This window comes from Streptomyces sp. NPDC102467 (assembly GCF_044765445.1).
In the GTDB taxonomy this organism is placed as follows: domain Bacteria; phylum Actinomycetota; class Actinomycetes; order Streptomycetales; family Streptomycetaceae; genus Streptomyces.
The window spans coordinates 115663-135018 of sequence record NZ_JBIWKA010000008.1; the positions used below are offsets into that span (position 1 = coordinate 115663).

Here is a 19356-nt window from a genome sequence, read left to right on the forward strand (position 1 = left end):
CCTACCGGTCGTAGAACGCGAGCTGCGCTCGCTTCTCCGGCAGGTACACATCGGGCAGGTCGATCTCCGGGAGCACGATCTCGTCGGCGAGCTCGAACCCGCTGCGGCGGAACAGGGCGACCGCCTTGTCGTTGCGGGCGTCCGGCTCGACGACGAGCCGCTTGCGGCCCAGGCCGTCGAGCCCGTAGGAGACGAGCACGCCCACCAGCGCTTCGGTGAACCCGTGCACGGCGCCGCCCGGCCCGGCGGGGCCGACCAGCAGATGGACGCCGAGGTCGCCGTCCCGCACCTCGTAGCACTCACTGACCCGGTCGGCCTCGGGCTCGTACGTCTGGAAGAGGGCGACGGGGGTGCCGTCGAGGCGGACGAGGTACGCGTGATGCGTGTCGAGGGAGTCCATGTGCGCGTAGATCCCGCGTACGTCGTCCGGGCCGAGCCCCGTCATCCCCCAGAATCGGGCGCGCTCCTCGCTCACCCACGCGTGCAGTACGTCGATGTCGGCGCCGGCGGGGTCGAGGCGCGCGAGCCGGAAGGTCCCGAACCCGTCGACGCTCTGCTCGTACTCGACGGACCCGACCGGCTCGGCGGACTCGGTGGACGTCGCTTCGGTCACGTGGGTCTCCCGTATGAGGCGGTCGAAGTCGGTCACCACGGGGGCGAGTTCGCCGCGCAGCCACAGCGGCAGCTGGTCCCGGTGGTGGGCGGAACCAGGTACCCCGGACGCGCCGAGCGGCACGATCCAGCGGCTGTCGTCGCGCCGCGCGAGGTCCCACACGTAGCGGGCGGCGGGTCCCCGCACGCTCAGGTCGGTCAGCCCCGGCACGCTCGACGTGGACAGGACACAGTCATGATCGCCGTCGAGGGCCGGCCAGACGGTGTCGGGGTCAGGCAGCGCCTGCCAGGGCGCGAGCCGGTGCAGTTCGCCCCAGGTGACGTCGGGATCGCCCGCGGCCTCCTCGACCGCCGCGCGGACGACGGCGAGCCGCTCCGCGTCCGGCAGCCGCTCGCTCGTCAGCAGGTTCTCCAGGCCGAACGCGATCCGCGGCACGAGCGCGAGCCACGGCCGGAACACCTCCGGGTAGGCAGGGGCGAGGTGGGCGAGCGGCGCGAACAGCTCGTGCCGGGCCAGCAGCCGGACGACCCGGGACCGCACCCGCGCGTACGCGGCCGCCCGCACACTGCCCGCCACCATCCGCCGGTCCCAGTTCAGCAGCCGCTCCCGCAGGCCGGCCGCCTCGGGGGACAGCCCGTCGAGCCGCGCGACGAACGCCAACAGGGGCTTGGCCGAGGCGAGTTCGGTGTCGGTGTGGATGACGCCCATGTCCTCGGCGTGCCACGTCTCGCGCTCTTCGAGGAGCGCGCGGATGCGGCGTGCCCGGTGGGGCGGCGCGAACTCGACGCCGAGCGGCCCGGCGACGGACCGCTCGTTGGCCATGACGGCGATGCCCTCCACGTCGGCGCGCGGCATCGGCTCGTGCGTGCCGCGCCACGCGTACCGCTCCTCCCAGGCGGGCACCACACGCACCGTGTTCTCCGGGTCGCGCACGGGGACGGTGCCCGCGACCCGGTGCAGCAGCCCGCCCTCGGTGTCGGCGGCGAGCACGACGTTGACCGGCTCGGCCCAGCGGTCGAAGGCCCGGTCGACGTCGGCGACGGTACGGGCCCGCAGCAGCGCGGGCAGCGCGCCGAAGCCCAGGTCGCCGTAGACGCGGGCGGGCTGTCGCAGGCTGATGCCCTCGCCCTCGTCGGGGCCGCCGATGACGACGACGCCGCGCTCGGTCTCGATGACCTCGACGCCGTCCTCCCCCTCTACGTGGGCCGCCCGCCAGCCGTCCGGCCCGAAGGCCTCCACGCCGCCGCCCTCCGTGCGCCGCAGCCGCTCGCGGTACAGGTCCTGGTAGTCGGCCATGGCGTTGGTGATGGCCCAGGCGACCTGGCCCGCGTGCCCGAAGTGCCCGATGCCCGGGATCCCCGGCACGGCGAGCCCCACGACATCGAACTCCGGGCAGGCGAGCCGCACTTGCTGGTACACGCCCGGGTCCTCGATGAGCCGGTGCGGGTCCCCGGCGATCAGGGCGCCGCCGCCCGCGGCGCGCTCCCCGTCGACGAGCCAGCCGTTGCTGCCCGAGGTGCCGGGCCCGTCGGTGGCGAACAGCCCGACGGCGTCCGCCCCGAGCCGCCGGGCGACCTCGTCCCGCCACAACTTCGCCGGGAACCCGGCGAACAGCACATGCGTCGACAGCCACACCCCGAGCGGCGTCCACGGCTCCCACCGCCCCGGCGCGGCCCCGGCGCGGGCGAACTCCGTTGCGTTCGCGCCCAGTTGGCGGAGCCCGTGATTGACCCCGTCGACGTAGGCACCCACCCACGCCCGGGTCTCCTCGTCCAGGGCCTCGTGACAGCGGCGCGCGGTGTCCGCGAGCCGGGCCTGCCGCGCGAACCGGTCCCAGCCGGGCGCCTCCGCCCCGAGCAGCGCGGCCGAGGTGCCGAGCATCCGGTGCCGCTCGGTCTCGATCTGCCAGGCACGGTCGACGGCGGTCACATATCCCTGCGCGTACGCGAGCGCCGAGGCGTCGCCCGCCCGCAGGTGCGGTACTCCCCACGCATCCCGGAAGACTTCGAAGTCCGCTACGCCACCGTTGGTCACGCGTCCCCCACTCCGTCCGCCCCGTTCGCACATTTATTAGGGGACCCTAACTCACAGGGCGGACCGGTTCCCGGGCCGACGACGAGAGCGGGCGGGCGCCCCACGTCAACGCGCTGATCGTTCCGTAGCCCAAGAGGGCGGATCTTGCGGCCCGGAGCGCACGTCAGGGGCGGGTCCGTGGGACAAGACGTTGTATGAGCGCCGCCATGTCCACCGCGGGCCCGGGCCGTCCCGCCCGGGTCCCGGCCCGCGCGGTCGTGCTGGTGCTCACCGTGCTGGCCCTGCTGGTCGCGCCGCTGGCCGCGGCGCCCGCGGAGGCCTCCGCCCCGCCCCCGGCCGCCACGTCCTCCTGCGAACCCGGCGAACTCCACCAGGACGCCCCCGAGGCCGCCCTCCGCCTCCCGACGGGCCATGCCACGCGGCTGCCCACGGCCCCGCGCCCGCGCCTCCCGCGCCCGGCGGCCGCACACGACCCCTGCACCACCGCACACGCCGCACGCCCGTTCCACCGCGCCCTGCGCACCGTCGTCCTGCGCTGCTGACGGTCTCCGGCCCCGGACCTGTCACGTACCGACGCACGACTTCGGAAGGACACCCACCCCTCATGCCCAAGGATCCTTACGCGCTGTTGCGCGCCCTGCTGCGCGCGGAAGCGGCGCGGGACGCCCGAGCGGACGCCGCCGCCGGACCGCCGGTGAAGAAGCGCCGGACGCCTCCGGCCCCGCAGGACGACCGGAACGGTCGCTGAAGCAGGGAAGTCGAGAACGGGCGGGCCGATGAACCGTCGGCCCGCCCTCCGCGGGTCCCGGCGCCCGCGCGCCGACACGCGCCGCCGCCCGTCAACGCGGCGCCCGCGGCAACCCGGACGGACCCTCCGCACGCGCCGACCCACCCGTCATCGGCCCGCTGTCACTCATTTCAGGCCCCTGTCCTCGAATTGACTCTTACCGGTTCGCCCCAATTCGCGGCGATATTTCACAGACTCGTACTGCGTCTCCATGGCTGCGCCCGGAGAGCCTCGCCCGGTAGGCTTTCCGTGTGATCTTCAAGCGCATCGGAAACGGCCGGCCGTACCCCGACCACGGCCGGGAAAGCACCCGGCAGTGGGCGGATGTCGCGCCGCGCCCGGTCCGCCTCGATCAGCTGGTGACGACCAAAGGCCAGCTCGACCTCGAAACGCTGCTCGCCGAGGACTCCACGTTCTACGGCGACCTCTTCGCGCACGTCGTGAAGTGGCAGGGCGACCTGTACCTGGAGGACGGCCTGCACCGCGCCGTCCGCGCCGCGCTCCAGCAGCGCCAGGTCCTGCACGCCCGCGTGCTCGAGCTGGGCTGACTCGGTCTCAGGTCCGCATTGGCCCTTTTGGGTTGGCCTGGGCCCCGGACCGTGATCATTTAATAGGCATCACCGCCACGCGGCACTACGCTGCGCCCATGAGCATGCTCACTCCCCCCGGCATGGGCGGTAAGTACCGCATCACGGGGGACAAATACCCCCGCATGCGTCGTGGTCGCTCGCGCAGCAGGATCGTGCTCGCCGTCATCGCGTCCGTCGCCGCGATCGGCCTGATCGGCTGGGGATCGCTCCAGCTCGTCGACGTCTTCACGGGCGGCAAGGCCAGCGCCGCGGGGCCGGGCCCCGCCGACTGCAAGAAGCGGCCGAGCGCGTCGCCGGACGCCGCGGACCCCGCGGACGCGAAGCTCCCCGCCCCCGCGCAGATCAAGGTGAACGTCCTCAACGCCACGCCGCGCGGCGGCCTGGCCAAGGAGACCGCCGACGAGCTGAAGAAGCGCGGCTTCAAGATCGGCGACGTGGGCAACGCGACGAAGGCGTACGACAAAAAGGTCAAGGGCGCCGGGGTACTCCTGGGCGCGAAGAAGGCGACCGGTGCGGCGCTGCCGGTGCTCGGTACGCAGCTGGCGGGCGCCGAGCAGAAGACGGACGGCCGCGCCAAGCCCGCCGAGGTCGACCTGATCATCGGCACCAAGTTCAAGGCACTCACGGCCAAGCCTGCCGCGGACAAGGCGCTGGCGGCCCTGACCCACCCGAAGCCCGCGCCGTCCTCGTCGCCGACCTGCTCGTAGACGACAAGCCGCGGACGCGTCGCTCGGTGAACGAGCGGCCGCGTCCGCGGCTTGTCGTGGGTTGCTCGCGCAGTTCCCCGCGCCCCTGGTGGGCTGCTACTCGGCGGCGCCGTACATCCGGTCCCCCGCGTCGCCGAGGCCCGGCACGATGTAGCCGTTCTCGTTGAGCCGCTCGTCGACCGACGCGGTCACCACGGTCACCGGCGTCCCCGCCAGATCCCGCTCCATGATCTCGACGCCCTCCGGCGCGGCAAGGAGCACCACGGCGGTGACATCGTCCGCACCGCGCTTGATGAGCTCCTGGATCGCCGCGACGAGCGTGCCGCCCGTCGCGAGCATCGGGTCGAGGACGTAGACCTGGCGCCCGGAGAGGTCGTCCGGCATGCGCGTCGCGTACGTGGAGGCCTGCAGCGTCTCCTCGTCGCGCACCATGCCGAGGAAGCCCACCTCGGCGGTCGGCAGCAGGCGGACCATGCCGTCCAGCATGCCGAGGCCCGCGCGCAGGATCGGCACCACGAGCGGACGCGGGTACGACAGCTTCACGCCGGTCGTCCGCGACACAGGGGTGTCGATGTCGACCTGCTCGGTGCGCACGTCCCGGGTGGCCTCGTACGCGAGCAGGGTGACCAGCTCGTCGGCGAGCCGCCGGAAGGTCGGGGAGTCGGTGCGCCGGTCGCGCAGCGTGGTGAGTTTGTGCGCCACCAGAGGGTGGTCGACGACGTGGATCCGCATGGTCCCCAGGGTATCCGGGGCCCGCGGCCCGGGCTTCCTCGCGCGGTGGCATCAAGGGCGGGGCCGGGGGGAAAGTGGAGAGGACCCGTCTACAGCGAGGGGCTGGGGCGAGGGACTGGGGTGGTGGTGAGGCGATGCCCGACCAGGAGCGCCGTGAACGGCCCGACCGGGGCCCGGTGCCGGGTCAGCCCATGGAGTCGGACGCCGAACGCAGGCGCCGACGCGCCCTGTTCCTGCGTGAGCTGACCGAGGCGCGGGAGCTGCGGGCCCGCGTCCAGCCGCGCCGCGCGCGGGCCGCGCGGATGCGCCGGCAGATGCGGATGCGCACGTTTCGCTGGTGACACCCGGGTGACATACAGGTGACGCGCCTCACACAGGACACTCTCGTGGGCGACGCGACGCGAACACAGCGCGCGGAAGACCTCTCTTGCGGCCGTACTTTCTGCCACGATTCCGAGTGGGCGGGGCTTGAACTGCACTCCCCGCCTCCAAGACTCCGCCGGGGGGACCCCCGACCGGCACCTGAGACCAGTGGGAGAGTCACGGTGTACTTCGCCGCACTGCTCGCGCGCACCGAAGACGGGTGGGAAGCGAGCGACACAGAGCTCGACGACGTGGAGACCTTGTCGGACCTGTCCGACCTGGCCCGCGAGGCGTTGGCCGAGTCCGACGCCGAGGACGACACCGTCCTCGTCTTCATCGAACAAGAGGACGCGTGGTTCGGCGTCGTCCGGGTGGACGGCGAGGAGGACCCTCGCATCTACATCTCGGACGGCGCTGCCGCAGCCCGCAGCAGCTACGGCGAGATCCTGCTCACCGACGAGCTGCTCGGCAAGGATCCGGACGACGCCGACGATCTCGACGCCCTCGACCTGGACGGTACGGAGGACGGCGAATCGGCGACGGCCGACGACGACGAGGAGGAGGAAGCGGGGGCCGAAGGCCCGGATTCCGAGACCGTGCCCGCCGGGCCGATGGGGGACACCGGGATCCTCGCCGACCTGGGCGTCCCCGAGAAGGAACTGCTCGCCCTGGGCGGGGCGGACGCGCTGAGCGAGATCGCGGACGCGCTGGGCGCCGCGGAGGTGCTCGAGACGGTGCGCTGAGCGGGCAGGGATAGATTCCTGCCCGTGACGCCCCCCGGACCCGCTCCCGACCCCGCTGCCGATCCCGTGATCGACCCCGACCCCGTACGAGATCCCTGGAAGCCGTCCATGCGGCAGGCCCTGGCCGAGGCCGGGCTCGCCGCGGTGGACGGCGACGTACCCGTCGGCGCCGTGCTCCTGGCGCCGGACGGGACGTCCGTGCTCGCGACCGCGCACAACGAGCGCGAGCTGACCGGCGACCCCACCGCCCACGCCGAGGTACTGGCGATCCGGCGGGCGGCGCGGGCGCTCGGAGAGTGGCGGCTGACCGGCTGCACGCTCGTCGTCACGCTGGAGCCGTGCACCATGTGCGCGGGCGCCGCCGTCCAGTCCCGCCTCGACCGCGTCGTCTACGGAGCCCGCGACGACAAGGCCGGAGCGGCCGGGTCCCTGTGGGACGTGATGCGCGACCGGCGGCTCAACCACCGGCCCGAAGTGATCTCCGGCGTACTCGCCGAGGAGTGTGCGCGCCCCCTCACGCGTTTCTTCCGGGATACGGATTTCAGAGCACGGCCCACCTTGGGCTAGGATCTCTCTCGGTAGCGTGTCCGAGCGGCCGAAGGAGCTCGCCTCGAAAGCGAGTGTGGGGAGACTCACCGTGGGTTCAAATCCCACCGCTACCGCTGACAACGCCCCCTCTTCCACGGGTTACCGAGGAAGAGGGGGCGTTCTGCGTTCCGGGCGCGAAAGTGGGGCCGGGGGAAGCGGCATCGGGGGGACAAGCCGCTTCCCCCGATGAGGACGGACTCCCCGTAGGCGCGCGCCGCGTCAGGGGGAAGCGAGCGGCGCGAAACCCCGCAGTCGGGGGCCGTCCCAGCCCTTCGGATTCCTGCCAGATCCTCCGGGCTCACCACCCATCCTGCGCCACATCTTCACAGCGCGAGGACGGCAAAGGACCTGCACCCACGGGCCGTTGGTCCTTAAAGTCAGGGGAACAGACGGCCGAGTAGACTCGCGCCCGGCAACAGGGGCCACCAGGGGAACAGAGTGGCGCAAGCACGGGCATGGGGAGGCCGAACATAGTGCAGCCGAAGAAAATTGGTCTGTTCGTCGTGGTCGTCTTCGTGCTGTATGTGGTCATCACCGACCCTGCCAAGGCGGCCGACTACGTCCAGATAGGGTTCGAAGGCGTCTCGTCCGCCGCGCAGTCCGTGGGCGACTTCATGACCTGGGTCGCGAACGGCGGCAAGTAGTCCCGAGCCCCGAGCCCTCTGAGGGAGAGCACAGCCGTGATCCGCCATCTGGTCCTCTTCAAGCTCAACGACGGTGTGAGCCGTGACGAACCGCGCGTGGTCGAGGGCGTCGAGGCGTTCCGCGCGCTGGGCGCGCAGATCCCCGAGCTGACGTTCTGGGAGTGCGACTGGAACATCACCGACCGCCCCATCGCGTACGACTTCGCGATCAACTCGGCGGTCGAGGACACCGACGCCCTGAAGCGGTACATCGAACACCCCGCGCACCAGGCGGGCGTAGCGCTGTGGCGGGAGTTCGCCACGTGGGTCATCGCCGACTACGAGTTCTGAGCCGGCCGCACGGAGCGTACGACCAAACGGCCCCTCGCCGGAACGGTGGGGGGCTTTTTCCTGTCCTGATCCCCAACTGTCCCAACTTGCACGTCAACACGTAGTTATACGGTGCTTGCACACAGTGCACATGTCTTGTGATGCTATGACCGCTTTTGACCGATGAGTTGACGGAATCGAGGTGGGGTTGACCGTGCCGGCCAGTACTGCGCCTCAGGCACCGCCCGCGAAGAGCACGCGCGGTGCCGACACCCGGGCCCTCACACAGGTCCTCTTCGCCCAGCTCAAGGACCTCGTGGTGGGCAGCCCCGAGCACTCCCGGGTGCGCGGCGCGCTGATCGAGGCGAACCTGCCGCTCGTGCGGTACGCGGCGGCCCGCTTCCGCAGCCGCAACGAGCCGATGGAGGACGTCGTCCAGGTCGGGACCATCGGGCTCATCAACGCCATCGACCGGTTCGACCCGGAACGCGGAGTGCAGTTCCCCACCTTCGCGATGCCGACCGTCGTGGGGGAGATCAAGCGGTACTTCCGGGACAACGTGCGGACCGTGCACGTGCCGCGCCGACTGCACGAGCTGTGGGTACAGGTGAACGCCGCGAGCGAGGACCTGACCACCGCCTTCGGGCGCTCCCCCACGACCTCCGAGATCGCCGAGCGGCTGCGCATCGCCGAGGACGAGGTGCTCGCCTGCATCGAGGCCGGGCGCTCGTACCACGCGACGTCCCTGGAGGCCGCGCAGGAGGGCGACGGAATGCCCGGCCTGCTCGACCGACTCGGCTTCGAGGACCCCGAACTGGACGGCGTCGAGCACCGCGACCTCGTCCGGCACCTACTGGTCCAGCTGCCCGAACGGGAGCAGCGGATCCTGCTGTTGCGCTACTACAGCAACTTGACGCAGTCTCAGATCAGCGCCGAACTGGGCGTCTCCCAGATGCACGTGTCAAGGCTCCTCGCCCGCAGCTTCGCGCGACTTCGATCCGCAAACAGGATCGATGCGTAGCTGAAACGGGTAGACCGCTCCTGCGGGGATTTCCCGGCAGAATCCCTGTCCCCTTTGGCCACACCCCCTGCATCCTGCGGTGATACGCCCCTTCCATGTCGACATGTCACTACAGCGCGTTGCCGACATGTGACATTCTGCTGGAAGAGCGTTTGGCGCAGCCCCACGTCCGGTATTCAGGTGGAGGTTGCGCTTCTAAATGACGGGAGCGCCCACCGCGACCGTCCGCGACCTCAAGGGGGTGGCATGTCCGCAGACCAGGGCAGCTCGAAGGTGCTCACGCTCACGCTCGGCGCGTCCGATGACGCACACGCGTCCACGACCGCCGTGCTGATCGACTCACCTGTTCCGGCCTCCGTTCCGGCGCAGCCGCCGGAGACCCCCGAGGCGTCCGCGCCCTCGGCACCGCCCGTGCAGGCCGCACCGCCCGTCTCCTCCGGGGCCATTGACACCCGCACCCTCTCCCGCTCCCTGTTCCTGCGCCTCGCCGCGCTGGACGAGCACAGCCCCGAGCGGCCCTACGTCCGCGACACCCTCATCGAGCTGAACCTGCCGCTCGTGCGGTACGCGGCAGCGCGCTTCCGCAGCCGGAACGAGCCGATGGAGGACATCGTCCAGGTCGGCACGATCGGGCTGATCAAGGCGATCGACCGGTTCGACTGCGAGCGCGGCGTCGAGTTCCCGACGTTCGCCATGCCCACGGTGGTGGGCGAGATCAAGCGGTTCTTCCGGGACACGTCCTGGTCGGTGCGGGTGCCCCGGCGCCTGCAGGAGCTGCGGCTCGCCCTGACCAAGGCCTCCGACGAGCTCGCGCAGAAGCTGGACCGTTCGCCCACCGTCCCCGAACTCGCCGTGGTGCTGGGCGTTTCGGAGGAGGACGTGGTCGACGGCCTCGCGGTGGGGAACGCGTACACCGCGTCCTCGCTGGACTCGCCGGCCGCCGAGGACGACGGCGGCGAGGGCTCGCTCGCGGACCGGCTCGGATACGAGGACACGGCACTCGAAGGCGTCGAGTACCGGGAATCACTGAAGCCGTTGCTGGCCAAGCTGCCGCCCCGCGAGCGCCGGATCATCATGCTCCGCTTCTTCGCGAACATGACGCAGTCGCAGATCGGCGAGGAGGTCGGCATCTCGCAGATGCACGTCTCCCGGCTGCTGACCCGGACGCTGGCGCAACTGCGCGACGGCCTGATCGCGGACTGACGCACGCTGACGCGGACCGACACACGCTGACGCGCACTGGCGCACACGGGTTCCTAATTGACGGACCGTCAGACACACTGGCGCGATGGTACGGACATGGGTGCGAGAGCGTCGTGGGGCGGTCGTAGGGGCCGCCTCCGTCGCCGTTGTCTGTCTCGGCGCGGGCACTGTCGGTGCTTTCGGGGTTCTCGGCGGGAGCGGAGGACCGGCCGGGTACGTCGCCGTGGGAGCCGCCGGTGGATCCCCCGGCGAGCGCGGGCCGAGCGTCGCGCCCACCGGAAAGGTGCGGCTCGTACCGCTGGACCCGGCCGAGCCGGAGTCCTCCGGGCAGTCGTCCGACGCGTCGGGGTCGCCCGCGGGTTCCGCGTCATCGGGTGCGAGGGGATCGGCGTCCGCCGCGGGCGGCGCGTCGGAGCCCGGGGCGTCCGGCGGCGGATCGACACCCGGCGACACCCGCAGCCCCGGCAACGGCAGCCGCCCCGCCACCGGGCCCGGCGCATCCACCGGGACAGAAGGTGGCAACGCGCCCACCGCACCCGGCAGTTCAGCCCCCGGCGGCAGCTCGACGCCGTCTCCCGACGGGCCCGCCGTCCTCAAGGTGAGCAAGCCCGTCCTGGAGGACGCCGACAAGCGCTGGTGCCAGGACGTGACCCTTGAGCTGCGCAACTCCGGTGACAGCCCGGTGCGTTCGGGCGCGGTGACGTTCAAGACGCACATCATCGGAGCACTCGGGATCGACTGGGCGACCGTCGAGTCCACCGAGAAGCTCCCCGTGCCCATCGGGGCCGGGGAGGAGAAGAAGAAGACCTGGACCGTGTGCGTCGAGTCCTGGCGCGTCCCGCTCGGGATGCACGTCGAGACCCGTGACGTCTCCGTCGACTGGAAGTAGCGGCCGGAGCGGCGAGGGTCCGAATCGTCGACCGACGCCGCAACTACAGCCGCGTACGCATCACTTGCGCACTACGCACGCATTACCTGCACACTGCTGACCCGCTACTTGAGCGCCAGCCACGCCACCGCCGCGATCACGACGACCGCGACCACGATGCCGATGATCACGCCGGCGCCGGGGCCCGACTTCACCGGAGCCGCCTGCGCGCGCGGGGTGGGGGTGCCGCCCTCGTCGACGAAGGCGCGGAACATCTGCGTGCTGCCCGCGGGGTCGTAGTTGCCTTCGGAGTTCGGGCCCTGGGGGTTGTTAGCCATGGGGCAGGACCCTAGCGAATCGGCGCGACGGGCGCCACAGTCCGCCCACAGGTCGCTTGAGCTGCGATTTTACTCATCCACACCTCGGCTTTACTGCAATTTTAGCCGCGAACGCCCCTTTTAGTTTGCCTGCGGCAACCAACTGCTTCTATGGTTGCCCTAAGCAACGAATAAGAAACTTGTCAGGAGGTGCTGTGGCCGCACAGCGTCATTACGACGAGCTGTCCCGTCAGCTCAGTGCCTTCGGCGCCGTCAAAAGGGATATGGCACGCATCCTGCCCCCCGACTGCCCGGCCGGTTCGGCCGCCGTCCTCACGCTTCTCAAGCGTTACGGCGACATGCGGATGAGCAGGCTGGCCGAGCTTCTCGCGGTCGACATGTCCGTGGCGAGCCGCCACGTGGCCCACACCGCGGACCGCGGCTGGATCGAGCGACGCCCTGACCCCGCCGACAAGCGCTCGCGCATTCTCACCCTCACCGCCGAGGGACACGAGCGGATGGAAGACCTCAATGTCCGCACGACCGAGCTGCTCGCCGAACGGCTGAGCGACTGGTCCGACGACGAGGTCAACCAGTTGATCACCCTCATGACGCGGCTGCGCGACAGCTTCGGGGACTGCCGGACGACGGCGTCCCGCGGACAGCTCCCCGGCACCGCGCAGGCCTCGGCGTCAGTACAGACCACCCGTACACCCGCGTAAACGTAAGAAAAGGAATCCCATGGCAACATCCACACCGTCCGGTGTGCGGGGCAGCCATGCCGCCAAGCACGGAGGCGCCGCCCCCGAAGCCGGCGCTCCGATGACGCACCGGCAGATCATGGAGGCGCTGTCCGGGCTGCTGCTCGGCATGTTCGTCGCGATCCTGTCGTCGACGATCGTCACCAACGCCCTGCCCGAGATCGTCGGCGACCTCGGTGGCGGCCAGTCCGCCTACACCTGGGTCGTCACCGCCTCGCTGCTCGCGATGACCGCGACGACGCCCCTGTGGGGCAAGCTCGCCGACATCTTCAGCAAGAAGGCGCTCGTCCAGATAGCCCTGATCGTCTACGTGGGCGGCTCGGTCGTGGCGGGGCTCTCGCAGAGCCCCACCATGCTGATCGCCTGCCGCGTGGTCCAGGGCATCGGCGTCGGCGGTCTGTCCGCCCTCGCGCAGATCGTGATGGCCGCGATGATCTCCCCGCGCGAGCGGGGCCGTTACTCCGGCTACCTCGGTGCGACCTTCGCCGTCGCCACCGTCGGCGGCCCACTGCTCGGCGGCGTCATCACCGACACCTCGTGGCTGGGCTGGCGCTGGTGCTTCTACGTCGGCGTACCGTTCGCGATCATCGCGCTCATCGTCCTGCAGAAGACCCTGAAGCTCCCCACGGTCAAGCGCGACAACGTCAAGGTCGACTGGGCCGGTGCCTTCTTCATCACCGCCGCGGTCTGCACCCTGCTCCTGTGGGTGACCTTCGCCGACGACAAGTACAACTGGATGTCGTGGCAGACCGGCGCGATGGTGGGCGGCGCGGTCGTGCTCGCCCTGATCTTCCTCCTGGTGGAGTCGAAGGCCGCCGAGCCGATCATCCCGCTGCGGCTCTTCCGCAACCGCACCATCACGCTCGCCTCGATCGCCTCGCTCTTCGTGGGTGTCGCGATGTTCACGGGCACCGTGTTCTTCTCCCAGTACTTCCAGCTGGCGCGCGGCAAGTCGCCGACGATGTCCGGTGTCATGACGATCCCGATGATCGGCGGCCTGTTCATCTCGTCGACCGTCGCGGGCCAGATCATCACCAAGACCGGCAAGTGGAAGGCGTGGCTGGTCTCCGGCGGCGTGCTCATCACGGCGGGCCTCGGACTGCTCGGCACGATCCGCTACGACACCGCCTACTGGCACGTCGCGATCTACATGGCCCTCATGGGTCTCGGCATCGGCATGATGATGCAGAACCTCGTGCTCTGCACCCAGAACCAGGTCGACCCGCGGGACATCGGCTCGGCCAGCTCCACGGTCACCTTCTTCCGCTCCCTCGGTGGTGCGATGGGTGTCTCCGCGCTCGGTTCGATCATGTCCACGCGTATCTCGCACTACGTCACGGACGGCCTCGCCGACCTCGGTCCCAAGGGCGCTGCCCTGGGCCAGAGCGGCGGCAGCAGCGGGTCCATCCCGGACCTCGCCAAGCTCCCCGAGCCGCTGCGCACGATCATGGAGAGCTCGTACGGGCACGGCATCGCCGACGTCTTCCTGATCGCCGCGCCGATCGCGCTGCTCGCCCTCATCGCCACGCTGTTCATCAAGGAGGTTCCGCTGCGTACGTCAGGCGGCCTGGACCAGGCCAAGGAGAACGAAGCGGCCGCTGCAGGCGCCGCCACCACCCCGGCCGAGCCGGTGGACGAGCGGGTGCCGAGCCTGGTCGGCGCGGGTGCGCCCGCCACCGACACCCAGACCCAGCGCATCGCCACCGTCGCGTCCGTCGCCGGTGACGTCCCGGGGCAGAGCCTCGGCGGCGGCGTCCCGGTCCACGGCTTCGTCCGCGGCGCCGAGTCCGCCCCGGTGCCGCGCGCCGCGGTCACGCTGATCTCCCTCGGGGGACGGCAGCTGGGCCGCGCCGTGGCCCAGGGCGACGGCTCCTACGGGGTCGACGCCCCCGGCGCCGGCTCCTACGTCCTGATCGCCTCGGCCGACGGCTACCAGCCGCAGGCCTCCACGGTGGTCGTCGGCGAGGAACCGGTCACGTACGACATCCTGCTCAGCGGCACGAGCGGCCTGAGCGGTCTCGTCCGGGCCGCGGAGACCAAGGCCCCGGTCATCGGCGCCATGGTCATCGTCACGGACGTGCGCGGTGACGTGCTCGCCACCGGGCTCTCCGGCCAGGAGGGCGAGTTCACCTTCGCCGAGCTGGTGCCGGGACCGGTGACCGTCGCGGTGAACGCGGCCGGACACCGTCCGCTCGCGCTGCCCGTCGAGGTCGGCGGCACGGGTGTCACCCGCGTCGAGATCGACCTGAACTCCGGCTCCCAGGTGCAGGGCACCGTGCGGGCCGCGGGCCGTTCGCTGAACGACGCGCGGGTCACGCTGATCGACGCGGCGGGCAACGTCGTCGCGACGTCCACGACCGGTGACGACGGCGCGTACGCCTTCACCGACCTGGACGGCGGCGAGTACACGGTCATCGCGACCGGATACCCGCCGGTGGCCACGCACCTGAGCGTGCAGGGCAGTGGCGTCGACGGCCACGACATCGAGCTCTCGCACCCGGGCGAGTAGTTCGCGTAGTTCCTTCAAGGCCCCGGGCCGGGCGGCGCACGCTTCGAGCGGAGACGTGAGCTCCCGGCCCGGTTGTGGGAAATGGGCCCCGGACCCGGTGGCGTCGTTAACGGCAGGGGACGGCCGGAGATGTCACGGGCCGGGGCCCGTTCGCGTTCGGGGGTAACCCAATTCCCTTACGTGTGTGAGAACTTGAGCTAGGAGTTGTGACTGATGGGACTGAGTGCGCGGATCCGTACGCGAGACGGCTGGGCCCTGCCGCACGCCGTCGTCACGGTGACCGACATGACCGGCTCGCAGGTGCTGCGGGCCGAGGCCGACGACGAGGGCGCCGTGCACGACGCGGCCGTCCTCACCCCGGGGCCCTACACCGTGATCGTGACCGCCGTCGGGTACGCCCCGGTGGCCTCCACCGCGCTGGTGACGGCGACCGGCCGCGCCGAGGTGGGCACGGTGGTGCTCGCCCGGCAGGGCGGCGCCGAGCTGCCGCCGCCGGGACCGTGGACGGTGGACCCGGCACACTCCGCCGTCGCCGCGACGGCGCAGCACCTGGGAATCACCAGCGTGCACGGCCGGTTCACCGACTTCACCGCCCGCGTCGACATCGCGCAGGACGTGGAGAAGTCCCGCGTCGAGGCCGTGATCAAGGCCGCGTCCATCGACACCGGCAACGGCATGCGCGACGGCCACCTGAAGTCGCCGGACTTCCTGGACGTCGAGACGCACCCCGAGATCACCTATAGGTCCACCGCTCTGAGCCCCGCGGGCCCGGACCGCTGGACCGTGCACGGCGAGCTGAGCCTGCACGGCGTCGTCCGCCAGGTCGACCTCGACCTGAGCTACCTGGGCACCGGCGCCGACCCGTGGGGCGGCACCCGCGCTGCGTTCAAGGCGACGGCCGAGCTGAAGCGCGAGGACTTCGCCATGAACTACAACCAGGTCGTGCAGGCCGGCATCGCGGCGATCGGCGCGACGCTGAAGGTGGAGCTGGACATCCAGGCGGTCCAGGGCGACGCGCTGCCGCAGGTCTAGGACCTTCTGAGGCCCGGGACCCCGAAGTCTGTCCGGCTCAGCCGGGCAGGCGTTCGGTGAAGTCGTCGCGGCGCGGCGGCACCCCGCCGACCTGGGTAACCAGGCGGACGCACAACTCCCGGAGCTTGACGTTCTCGTCCTGGGAGCGGCGGCGCAGCCGGCCCAGCGCGGCGGCCGCGTCGCACCGGCGCTGCGTCATGACGATGCCGATGGCCTGGTCGATGACGCTGCGCGAGAGCATCGCGGCGCGCAGATCGAGGGTGTTCTCGCGCTCGCGCTCGATCCGCAGCGCCACGGCCACCGCGCCGGAGGCCTGCGCGGCGAGCCGGCGGGCACTCTCGCGCCGACCGCGGAACGCGTCGCGCTTGCCCGCGTAGAAGTTGAGCGCGCCGTAGACGCCGTGGTCCAGGGTGAGCGGCAGCGCCAGCATCGAGCGCACGCCGCGCCCCCGGGCCTCGGCGGGGAACGGCGCCCAGCGGCACTCGGCATCCATATCGGGCGCGTGCTGCTCCGCGCACTCGCGAGCCGCCGTCACGCACGGCCCCGTGTCCGCCTCGTACTGGAGCTGGTCGAGCCCGCTGACCAGGCCCTCGCTGGCCGCGACGGTACGCAGCCGGGCGGCACGGTGCAGGGTGACGCTGCACGCGCCCGGCCGCACGACCTGCGCGGCGCGCTCGGTGAGTTCCTGCAGAAAGCCGTCGAGGCCGTCGCTCTCGGCCAGGGCCCGGTAGAGCGCCGCCGTGTCCAGCGTCGCCCGTGGATCGAGGCGATCGCTCTGTCCGGCGGGGGTCTCGGCGGGACTGTTCATCCCCTACGGATGTCCCGGATTCAGGCGCTCACGCGTCGCGGGCCGGCGCCGCGGCGTCCACATAGCGCTGCGCCAGCTCTCTGAGCTTGACGTTCTGCTGCTGCGAGGCCCGTACGAGATGGGCGAACGCCTCGGCCGCGTCGACCCCCTCCCGCGCCATGAGCAGCCCGGTGGCCTGCCCGATGAGGTCGCGGGTGCGCATCGCCTCCGTGAGCTGTTCCTGCACGGTGGCGGAGTCGTGCGCCACGGAGACGTGCGCGGCGAGCATCCGGCCGACGCGCAGGCTCGCCTCGTCGTGGCCACCCGGCTTGCGGCCGTACAGCACGAGCGCCGTCAGGCGGTTCCGGTCGGTCCGCAGCCGCAGTGCGAGCACGGAGCGCACACCCAGCGCGGACAGCCCCGACCCGTTCCCGGCGGCGGTGTCCGCGAGGGCGGCGACGGGCGCGGCCCACAGCCGCTCCCAGAAGGCACGGTGACCGGGCATCCCGGTGAGCGCCTGGGCGCTGCGCGCCACCTCGTCGCTCCAGGTCACGGAGTCGGGTACGAGGTCGCGTCCGACGGTGACGATGCCGGCGTGATCAACGCCCGGGACGACGTGCACGGCGAGACGTGCGGCGGTATGGAGAGCGTCGCGGGGGCTGCCCTGCTCGTGCAATTGACGAGCGGCGACGGTGAGCGCCTCGGCCAGCCGAAAATCGGCAGCGGAGAACGGCACTTCGGGAAAACTGGGCGCAACCACCACGAACCTCTTCAGCGAGCATGCCCTTTTGGACATGCGCGGGGAGAGCTCCGCAGCACATTCCCGACTGCGAGCGCAGGACGTACAGAACTGTAACCCTTTCCTTAACGCAACGTGGAGTTGGCAAGGAGAGCAGCGAAGAGACCCCCATCAGTGGTGCAATAAGGACTGGGTCAGGAAGCGGCTCATCGTCCACCGACCGACCAACATCACCGGTCTGGCAGGTGAGCCCCTGTGCCCACACCCGTCCATCTGGCACCCGTCGACATCGCCGACTGCACCCTCATCACCTTTCCCTCCGAGATCGACCTCAGCAACGCGCCGGTCCTGCTCGCCGAGGCACTCGCCCTGGCGGACGAGCGGGGCGACCGGCGCCGCGAGTTCATCCTCGATCTGACCCGTACCGAGTTCCTCGACTCGCAAGGCGTACGGCTCCTCCTCGCACTGCGCCGCTATCTGCTGGTGCGCTACGACGCCCCCATGCGGATGGCGGTCCCCGAGGACGGCCCGGTACGGCGGGTGCTGACCCTCACCCAGGTCCGGCGTGACGTGCCCATGCACGACAGCCTCGTGGAGGCCATGCAGGCCCGCGAGCTGTGAGCGGGGCGCGGGTGGAGCACGGCGTGCGGGCGAGGCGAGGCGCCCGGCCGGGGCGCGGCATAGGCTGATCCGTATGGCTCCGAACATCGCGACCAACACCCGTGTGTCCCTCGACGAGTTGCTCGACTTCGTACGCCCCCGCCACCGCGCCCTCCTGATCACCGCCCGCGCCGACGGCTCCCCGCAGGCCTCACCGCTGACCTGCGGGGTCGACGACGCCGGGAGGATCGTCGTCTCCACCTACCCCGAGCGCGCCAAGACGCGTAACGCCAAGCGGAACGCGCGCGTGAGCGTGCTGGTCCTCAGCGACGAGTGGAACGGCCCCTGGGTCCAGATCGACGGCACCGCCGAGGTCCTCGACTCCCCCGACTCGGTCGAGCCGCTGGTCGAGTACTTCCGGAACATCTCGGGCGAACACCCGGACTGGGACGAGTACCGTGCGGCCATGCTCAAGCAGGGCAAGTCGATCATTCGCGTGACCCCGGACAAGTGGGGCCCGATCGCCACCGGCGGATTCCCGGCACGACTGGCCGACTAGGGCCCCGGGGACCAAGAGGGCCGGCGTCAGGGCTTCCGGGGTTCCTGGGCGACCAGTGCCTCGATGCCCGCGACCAGGAGGTCGAGCGCGACCTGGAAGTCCGCGTCGCGCATCTCCTCGACCGAGTGGCCGTCCTCCACCGCCGCCACCATCTGCTCGGCGTGCCGGAAGTCCTCGGCCATCTCCTCCGGTACCCGGAACCCCGCCATCGCCTCCCGGAAGTAGTCGTCCTGGCTCATTCCGGCCTCGGCGCACCGCCGGCGGAAGTGGCCCTCGATGGTGCCGTAGCCGTAGACGAACTGGAAGACGGACGCGATGGCGCCGCGCTGGCGGGGCAGCGAGAGCCCGGTGGCGGCGACGACGCGCTGGACCGCGCGGGAGAACCGCAGCGAGTTCGGGCCGATGTTGAGGTAGTTGCCCATCTGCGGCGAGATCCAGGGGTGCCGCACGATCACCGCCCGGTACGTGGCCGCCAGTTCGCGCACCAGCACCCGCCAGTCCCCGGTGTCGACGGTCTCCGGGTCCGGCACCTCCAGCTCGCCGAAGACCCGGTCGAGGGCGAGCTCGAGGAGGTCGTCCTTGGTGTCGACGTACCAGTACACGGACATCGCGGTGACCCCGAGCTCGCCCGCGAGGCGCCGCATGGAGAATTTGGCGAGCCCTTCGGCGTCGAGCAGCTTCACCGACGCCTCGGTGATCCGCTCCCGGTCCAGGCCGCTGGGCTGCTCACTGCGCCTGGTGCGCGGGGCCTTGGCCTCGGAGTCCTCCAGCCAGACGCTCATCCGCGCTGCCTTCGCCATGGCGCACCTTCCCAGGAGTTCCTTGTTCGCGGGTGCGGACGGACCCCCGC

At 71.1% G+C, this 19356-nt stretch carries 23 protein-coding genes and 1 tRNA gene; 18 read left to right on the plus strand and 6 right to left on the minus strand.

Annotation, left to right across the window (positions count from 1 at the left end; all coding sequences use genetic code 11):
* Window position 1: 1 nt before the first annotated feature.
* A complete protein-coding gene (locus ACIREE_RS18160; protein ID WP_404152577.1) occupies window positions 2-2680 on the minus strand; it encodes a GNAT family N-acetyltransferase in 2679 nt (892 codons plus the stop codon).
* A 161-nt stretch (window positions 2681-2841) separates the two neighbouring features.
* On the opposite strand from ACIREE_RS18160, the gene ACIREE_RS18165 reads away from it, so the two are divergent.
* The 4 genes from ACIREE_RS18165 to ACIREE_RS18180 all read left to right on the plus strand — a co-directional run bounded on the left by ACIREE_RS18165 (window position 2842) and on the right by ACIREE_RS18180 (window position 4731).
* The gene (locus ACIREE_RS18165) at window positions 2842-3189 is read left to right on the plus strand and encodes a hypothetical protein (RefSeq protein WP_404152580.1); all 348 of its coding nucleotides are present in this window, start codon (window positions 2842-2844) and stop codon (window positions 3187-3189) included.
* Between the two features lie 62 nt (window positions 3190-3251).
* Window positions 3252-3395 (plus strand): hypothetical protein, encoded by a 144-nt coding sequence (locus tag ACIREE_RS18170; protein WP_404152583.1) that lies wholly within the window; start codon window positions 3252-3254, stop codon window positions 3393-3395.
* 290 nt (window positions 3396-3685) lie between these two features.
* Window positions 3686-3982, plus strand: coding sequence for a type II toxin-antitoxin system VapB family antitoxin (locus ACIREE_RS18175; RefSeq protein ID WP_003955420.1), 297 nt, complete (start codon window positions 3686-3688; stop codon window positions 3980-3982).
* Window positions 3983-4080: 98 nt separating this feature from the next.
* Window positions 4081-4731, plus strand: coding sequence for a LytR C-terminal domain-containing protein (locus ACIREE_RS18180; RefSeq protein ID WP_404152586.1), 651 nt, complete (start codon window positions 4081-4083; stop codon window positions 4729-4731).
* A gap of 96 nt (window positions 4732-4827) precedes the next feature.
* On the opposite strand, the gene upp is transcribed toward ACIREE_RS18180, so the two are convergent.
* Window positions 4828-5463 carry a uracil phosphoribosyltransferase gene (gene upp, locus ACIREE_RS18185; RefSeq protein WP_404152589.1) on the minus strand — a complete coding sequence of 212 codons (636 nt, stop codon included), beginning with the start codon at window positions 5461-5463 and terminating at the stop codon, window positions 4828-4830.
* A 134-nt stretch (window positions 5464-5597) separates the two neighbouring features.
* On the opposite strand from upp, the gene ACIREE_RS18190 reads away from it, so the two are divergent.
* The 9 genes from ACIREE_RS18190 (at window position 5598) to ACIREE_RS18230 (ending at window position 11223) form a co-directional block, all read left to right on the plus strand.
* Window positions 5598-5804 carry a hypothetical protein gene (locus tag ACIREE_RS18190; RefSeq protein ID WP_404152592.1) on the plus strand — a complete coding sequence of 69 codons (207 nt, stop codon included), beginning with the start codon at window positions 5598-5600 and terminating at the stop codon, window positions 5802-5804.
* Window positions 5805-6008: 204 nt separating this feature from the next.
* On the plus strand, window positions 6009-6569 hold the full coding sequence (locus ACIREE_RS18195) for a hypothetical protein (RefSeq protein ID WP_404152594.1): 561 nt from the start codon (window positions 6009-6011) through the stop codon (window positions 6567-6569).
* 108 nt (window positions 6570-6677) lie between these two features.
* Window positions 6678-7136: a tRNA adenosine(34) deaminase TadA gene (gene tadA / locus ACIREE_RS18200; RefSeq protein WP_404153306.1), complete on the plus strand. Its 459-nt coding sequence runs from the start codon at window positions 6678-6680 to the stop codon at window positions 7134-7136.
* Between the two features lie 10 nt (window positions 7137-7146).
* A tRNA-Ser gene (locus tag ACIREE_RS18205) sits at window positions 7147-7231 on the plus strand.
* Window positions 7232-7612: 381 nt separating this feature from the next.
* A complete protein-coding gene (locus ACIREE_RS18210; RefSeq protein WP_363197858.1) occupies window positions 7613-7801 on the plus strand; it encodes a hypothetical protein in 189 nt (62 codons plus the stop codon).
* Window positions 7802-7837: 36 nt separating this feature from the next.
* Window positions 7838-8131 carry a Dabb family protein gene (locus ACIREE_RS18215; protein ID WP_404152597.1) on the plus strand — a complete coding sequence of 98 codons (294 nt, stop codon included), beginning with the start codon at window positions 7838-7840 and terminating at the stop codon, window positions 8129-8131.
* 181 nt (window positions 8132-8312) lie between these two features.
* Window positions 8313-9131 carry an RNA polymerase sigma factor SigF gene (locus ACIREE_RS18220; RefSeq protein WP_404152600.1) on the plus strand — a complete coding sequence of 273 codons (819 nt, stop codon included), beginning with the start codon at window positions 8313-8315 and terminating at the stop codon, window positions 9129-9131.
* Between the two features lie 246 nt (window positions 9132-9377).
* Window positions 9378-10334 carry a SigB/SigF/SigG family RNA polymerase sigma factor gene (locus tag ACIREE_RS18225; protein WP_404152603.1) on the plus strand — a complete coding sequence of 319 codons (957 nt, stop codon included), beginning with the start codon at window positions 9378-9380 and terminating at the stop codon, window positions 10332-10334.
* A 100-nt stretch (window positions 10335-10434) separates the two neighbouring features.
* Window positions 10435-11223 (plus strand): hypothetical protein, encoded by a 789-nt coding sequence (locus ACIREE_RS18230; protein ID WP_404152606.1) that lies wholly within the window; start codon window positions 10435-10437, stop codon window positions 11221-11223.
* Between the two features lie 104 nt (window positions 11224-11327).
* On the opposite strand, the gene ACIREE_RS18235 is transcribed toward ACIREE_RS18230, so the two are convergent.
* Window positions 11328-11540 carry a hypothetical protein gene (locus tag ACIREE_RS18235; RefSeq protein ID WP_404152609.1) on the minus strand — a complete coding sequence of 71 codons (213 nt, stop codon included), beginning with the start codon at window positions 11538-11540 and terminating at the stop codon, window positions 11328-11330.
* 194 nt (window positions 11541-11734) lie between these two features.
* On the opposite strand from ACIREE_RS18235, the gene ACIREE_RS18240 reads away from it, so the two are divergent.
* From ACIREE_RS18240 to ACIREE_RS18250, 3 genes are all read left to right on the plus strand, one after another.
* A complete protein-coding gene (locus ACIREE_RS18240) occupies window positions 11735-12241 on the plus strand; it encodes a MarR family winged helix-turn-helix transcriptional regulator (RefSeq protein WP_404152612.1) in 507 nt (168 codons plus the stop codon).
* Window positions 12242-12260: 19 nt separating this feature from the next.
* A complete protein-coding gene (locus ACIREE_RS18245; RefSeq protein WP_404152615.1) occupies window positions 12261-14789 on the plus strand; it encodes an MFS transporter in 2529 nt (842 codons plus the stop codon).
* A 213-nt stretch (window positions 14790-15002) separates the two neighbouring features.
* Entirely contained in the window at window positions 15003-15821 is an 819-nt protein-coding gene (locus ACIREE_RS18250) for a YceI family protein (protein ID WP_404152618.1), read from the plus strand.
* A gap of 37 nt (window positions 15822-15858) precedes the next feature.
* On the opposite strand, the gene ACIREE_RS18255 is transcribed toward ACIREE_RS18250, so the two are convergent.
* Both ACIREE_RS18255 and ACIREE_RS18260 read right to left on the minus strand, forming a co-directional pair.
* A complete protein-coding gene (locus tag ACIREE_RS18255) occupies window positions 15859-16629 on the minus strand; it encodes a GAF and ANTAR domain-containing protein (protein WP_404152621.1) in 771 nt (256 codons plus the stop codon).
* A gap of 28 nt (window positions 16630-16657) precedes the next feature.
* Entirely contained in the window at window positions 16658-17404 is a 747-nt protein-coding gene (locus tag ACIREE_RS18260) for an ANTAR domain-containing protein (protein ID WP_404152624.1), read from the minus strand.
* Between the two features lie 198 nt (window positions 17405-17602).
* Between ACIREE_RS18260 and ACIREE_RS18265 the strand changes: the two genes are divergently transcribed.
* Both ACIREE_RS18265 and ACIREE_RS18270 read left to right on the plus strand, forming a co-directional pair.
* The gene (locus tag ACIREE_RS18265; protein WP_404152627.1) at window positions 17603-17968 is read left to right on the plus strand and encodes an STAS domain-containing protein; all 366 of its coding nucleotides are present in this window, start codon (window positions 17603-17605) and stop codon (window positions 17966-17968) included.
* A 73-nt stretch (window positions 17969-18041) separates the two neighbouring features.
* The gene (locus ACIREE_RS18270; RefSeq protein ID WP_404152630.1) at window positions 18042-18506 is read left to right on the plus strand and encodes a PPOX class F420-dependent oxidoreductase; all 465 of its coding nucleotides are present in this window, start codon (window positions 18042-18044) and stop codon (window positions 18504-18506) included.
* A gap of 26 nt (window positions 18507-18532) precedes the next feature.
* Here ACIREE_RS18270 and ACIREE_RS18275 read toward each other — a convergent pair whose 3' ends face one another.
* Window positions 18533-19306 (minus strand): TetR/AcrR family transcriptional regulator, encoded by a 774-nt coding sequence (locus ACIREE_RS18275; protein ID WP_404152632.1) that lies wholly within the window; start codon window positions 19304-19306, stop codon window positions 18533-18535.
* Window positions 19307-19356: the final 50 nt, after the last annotated feature.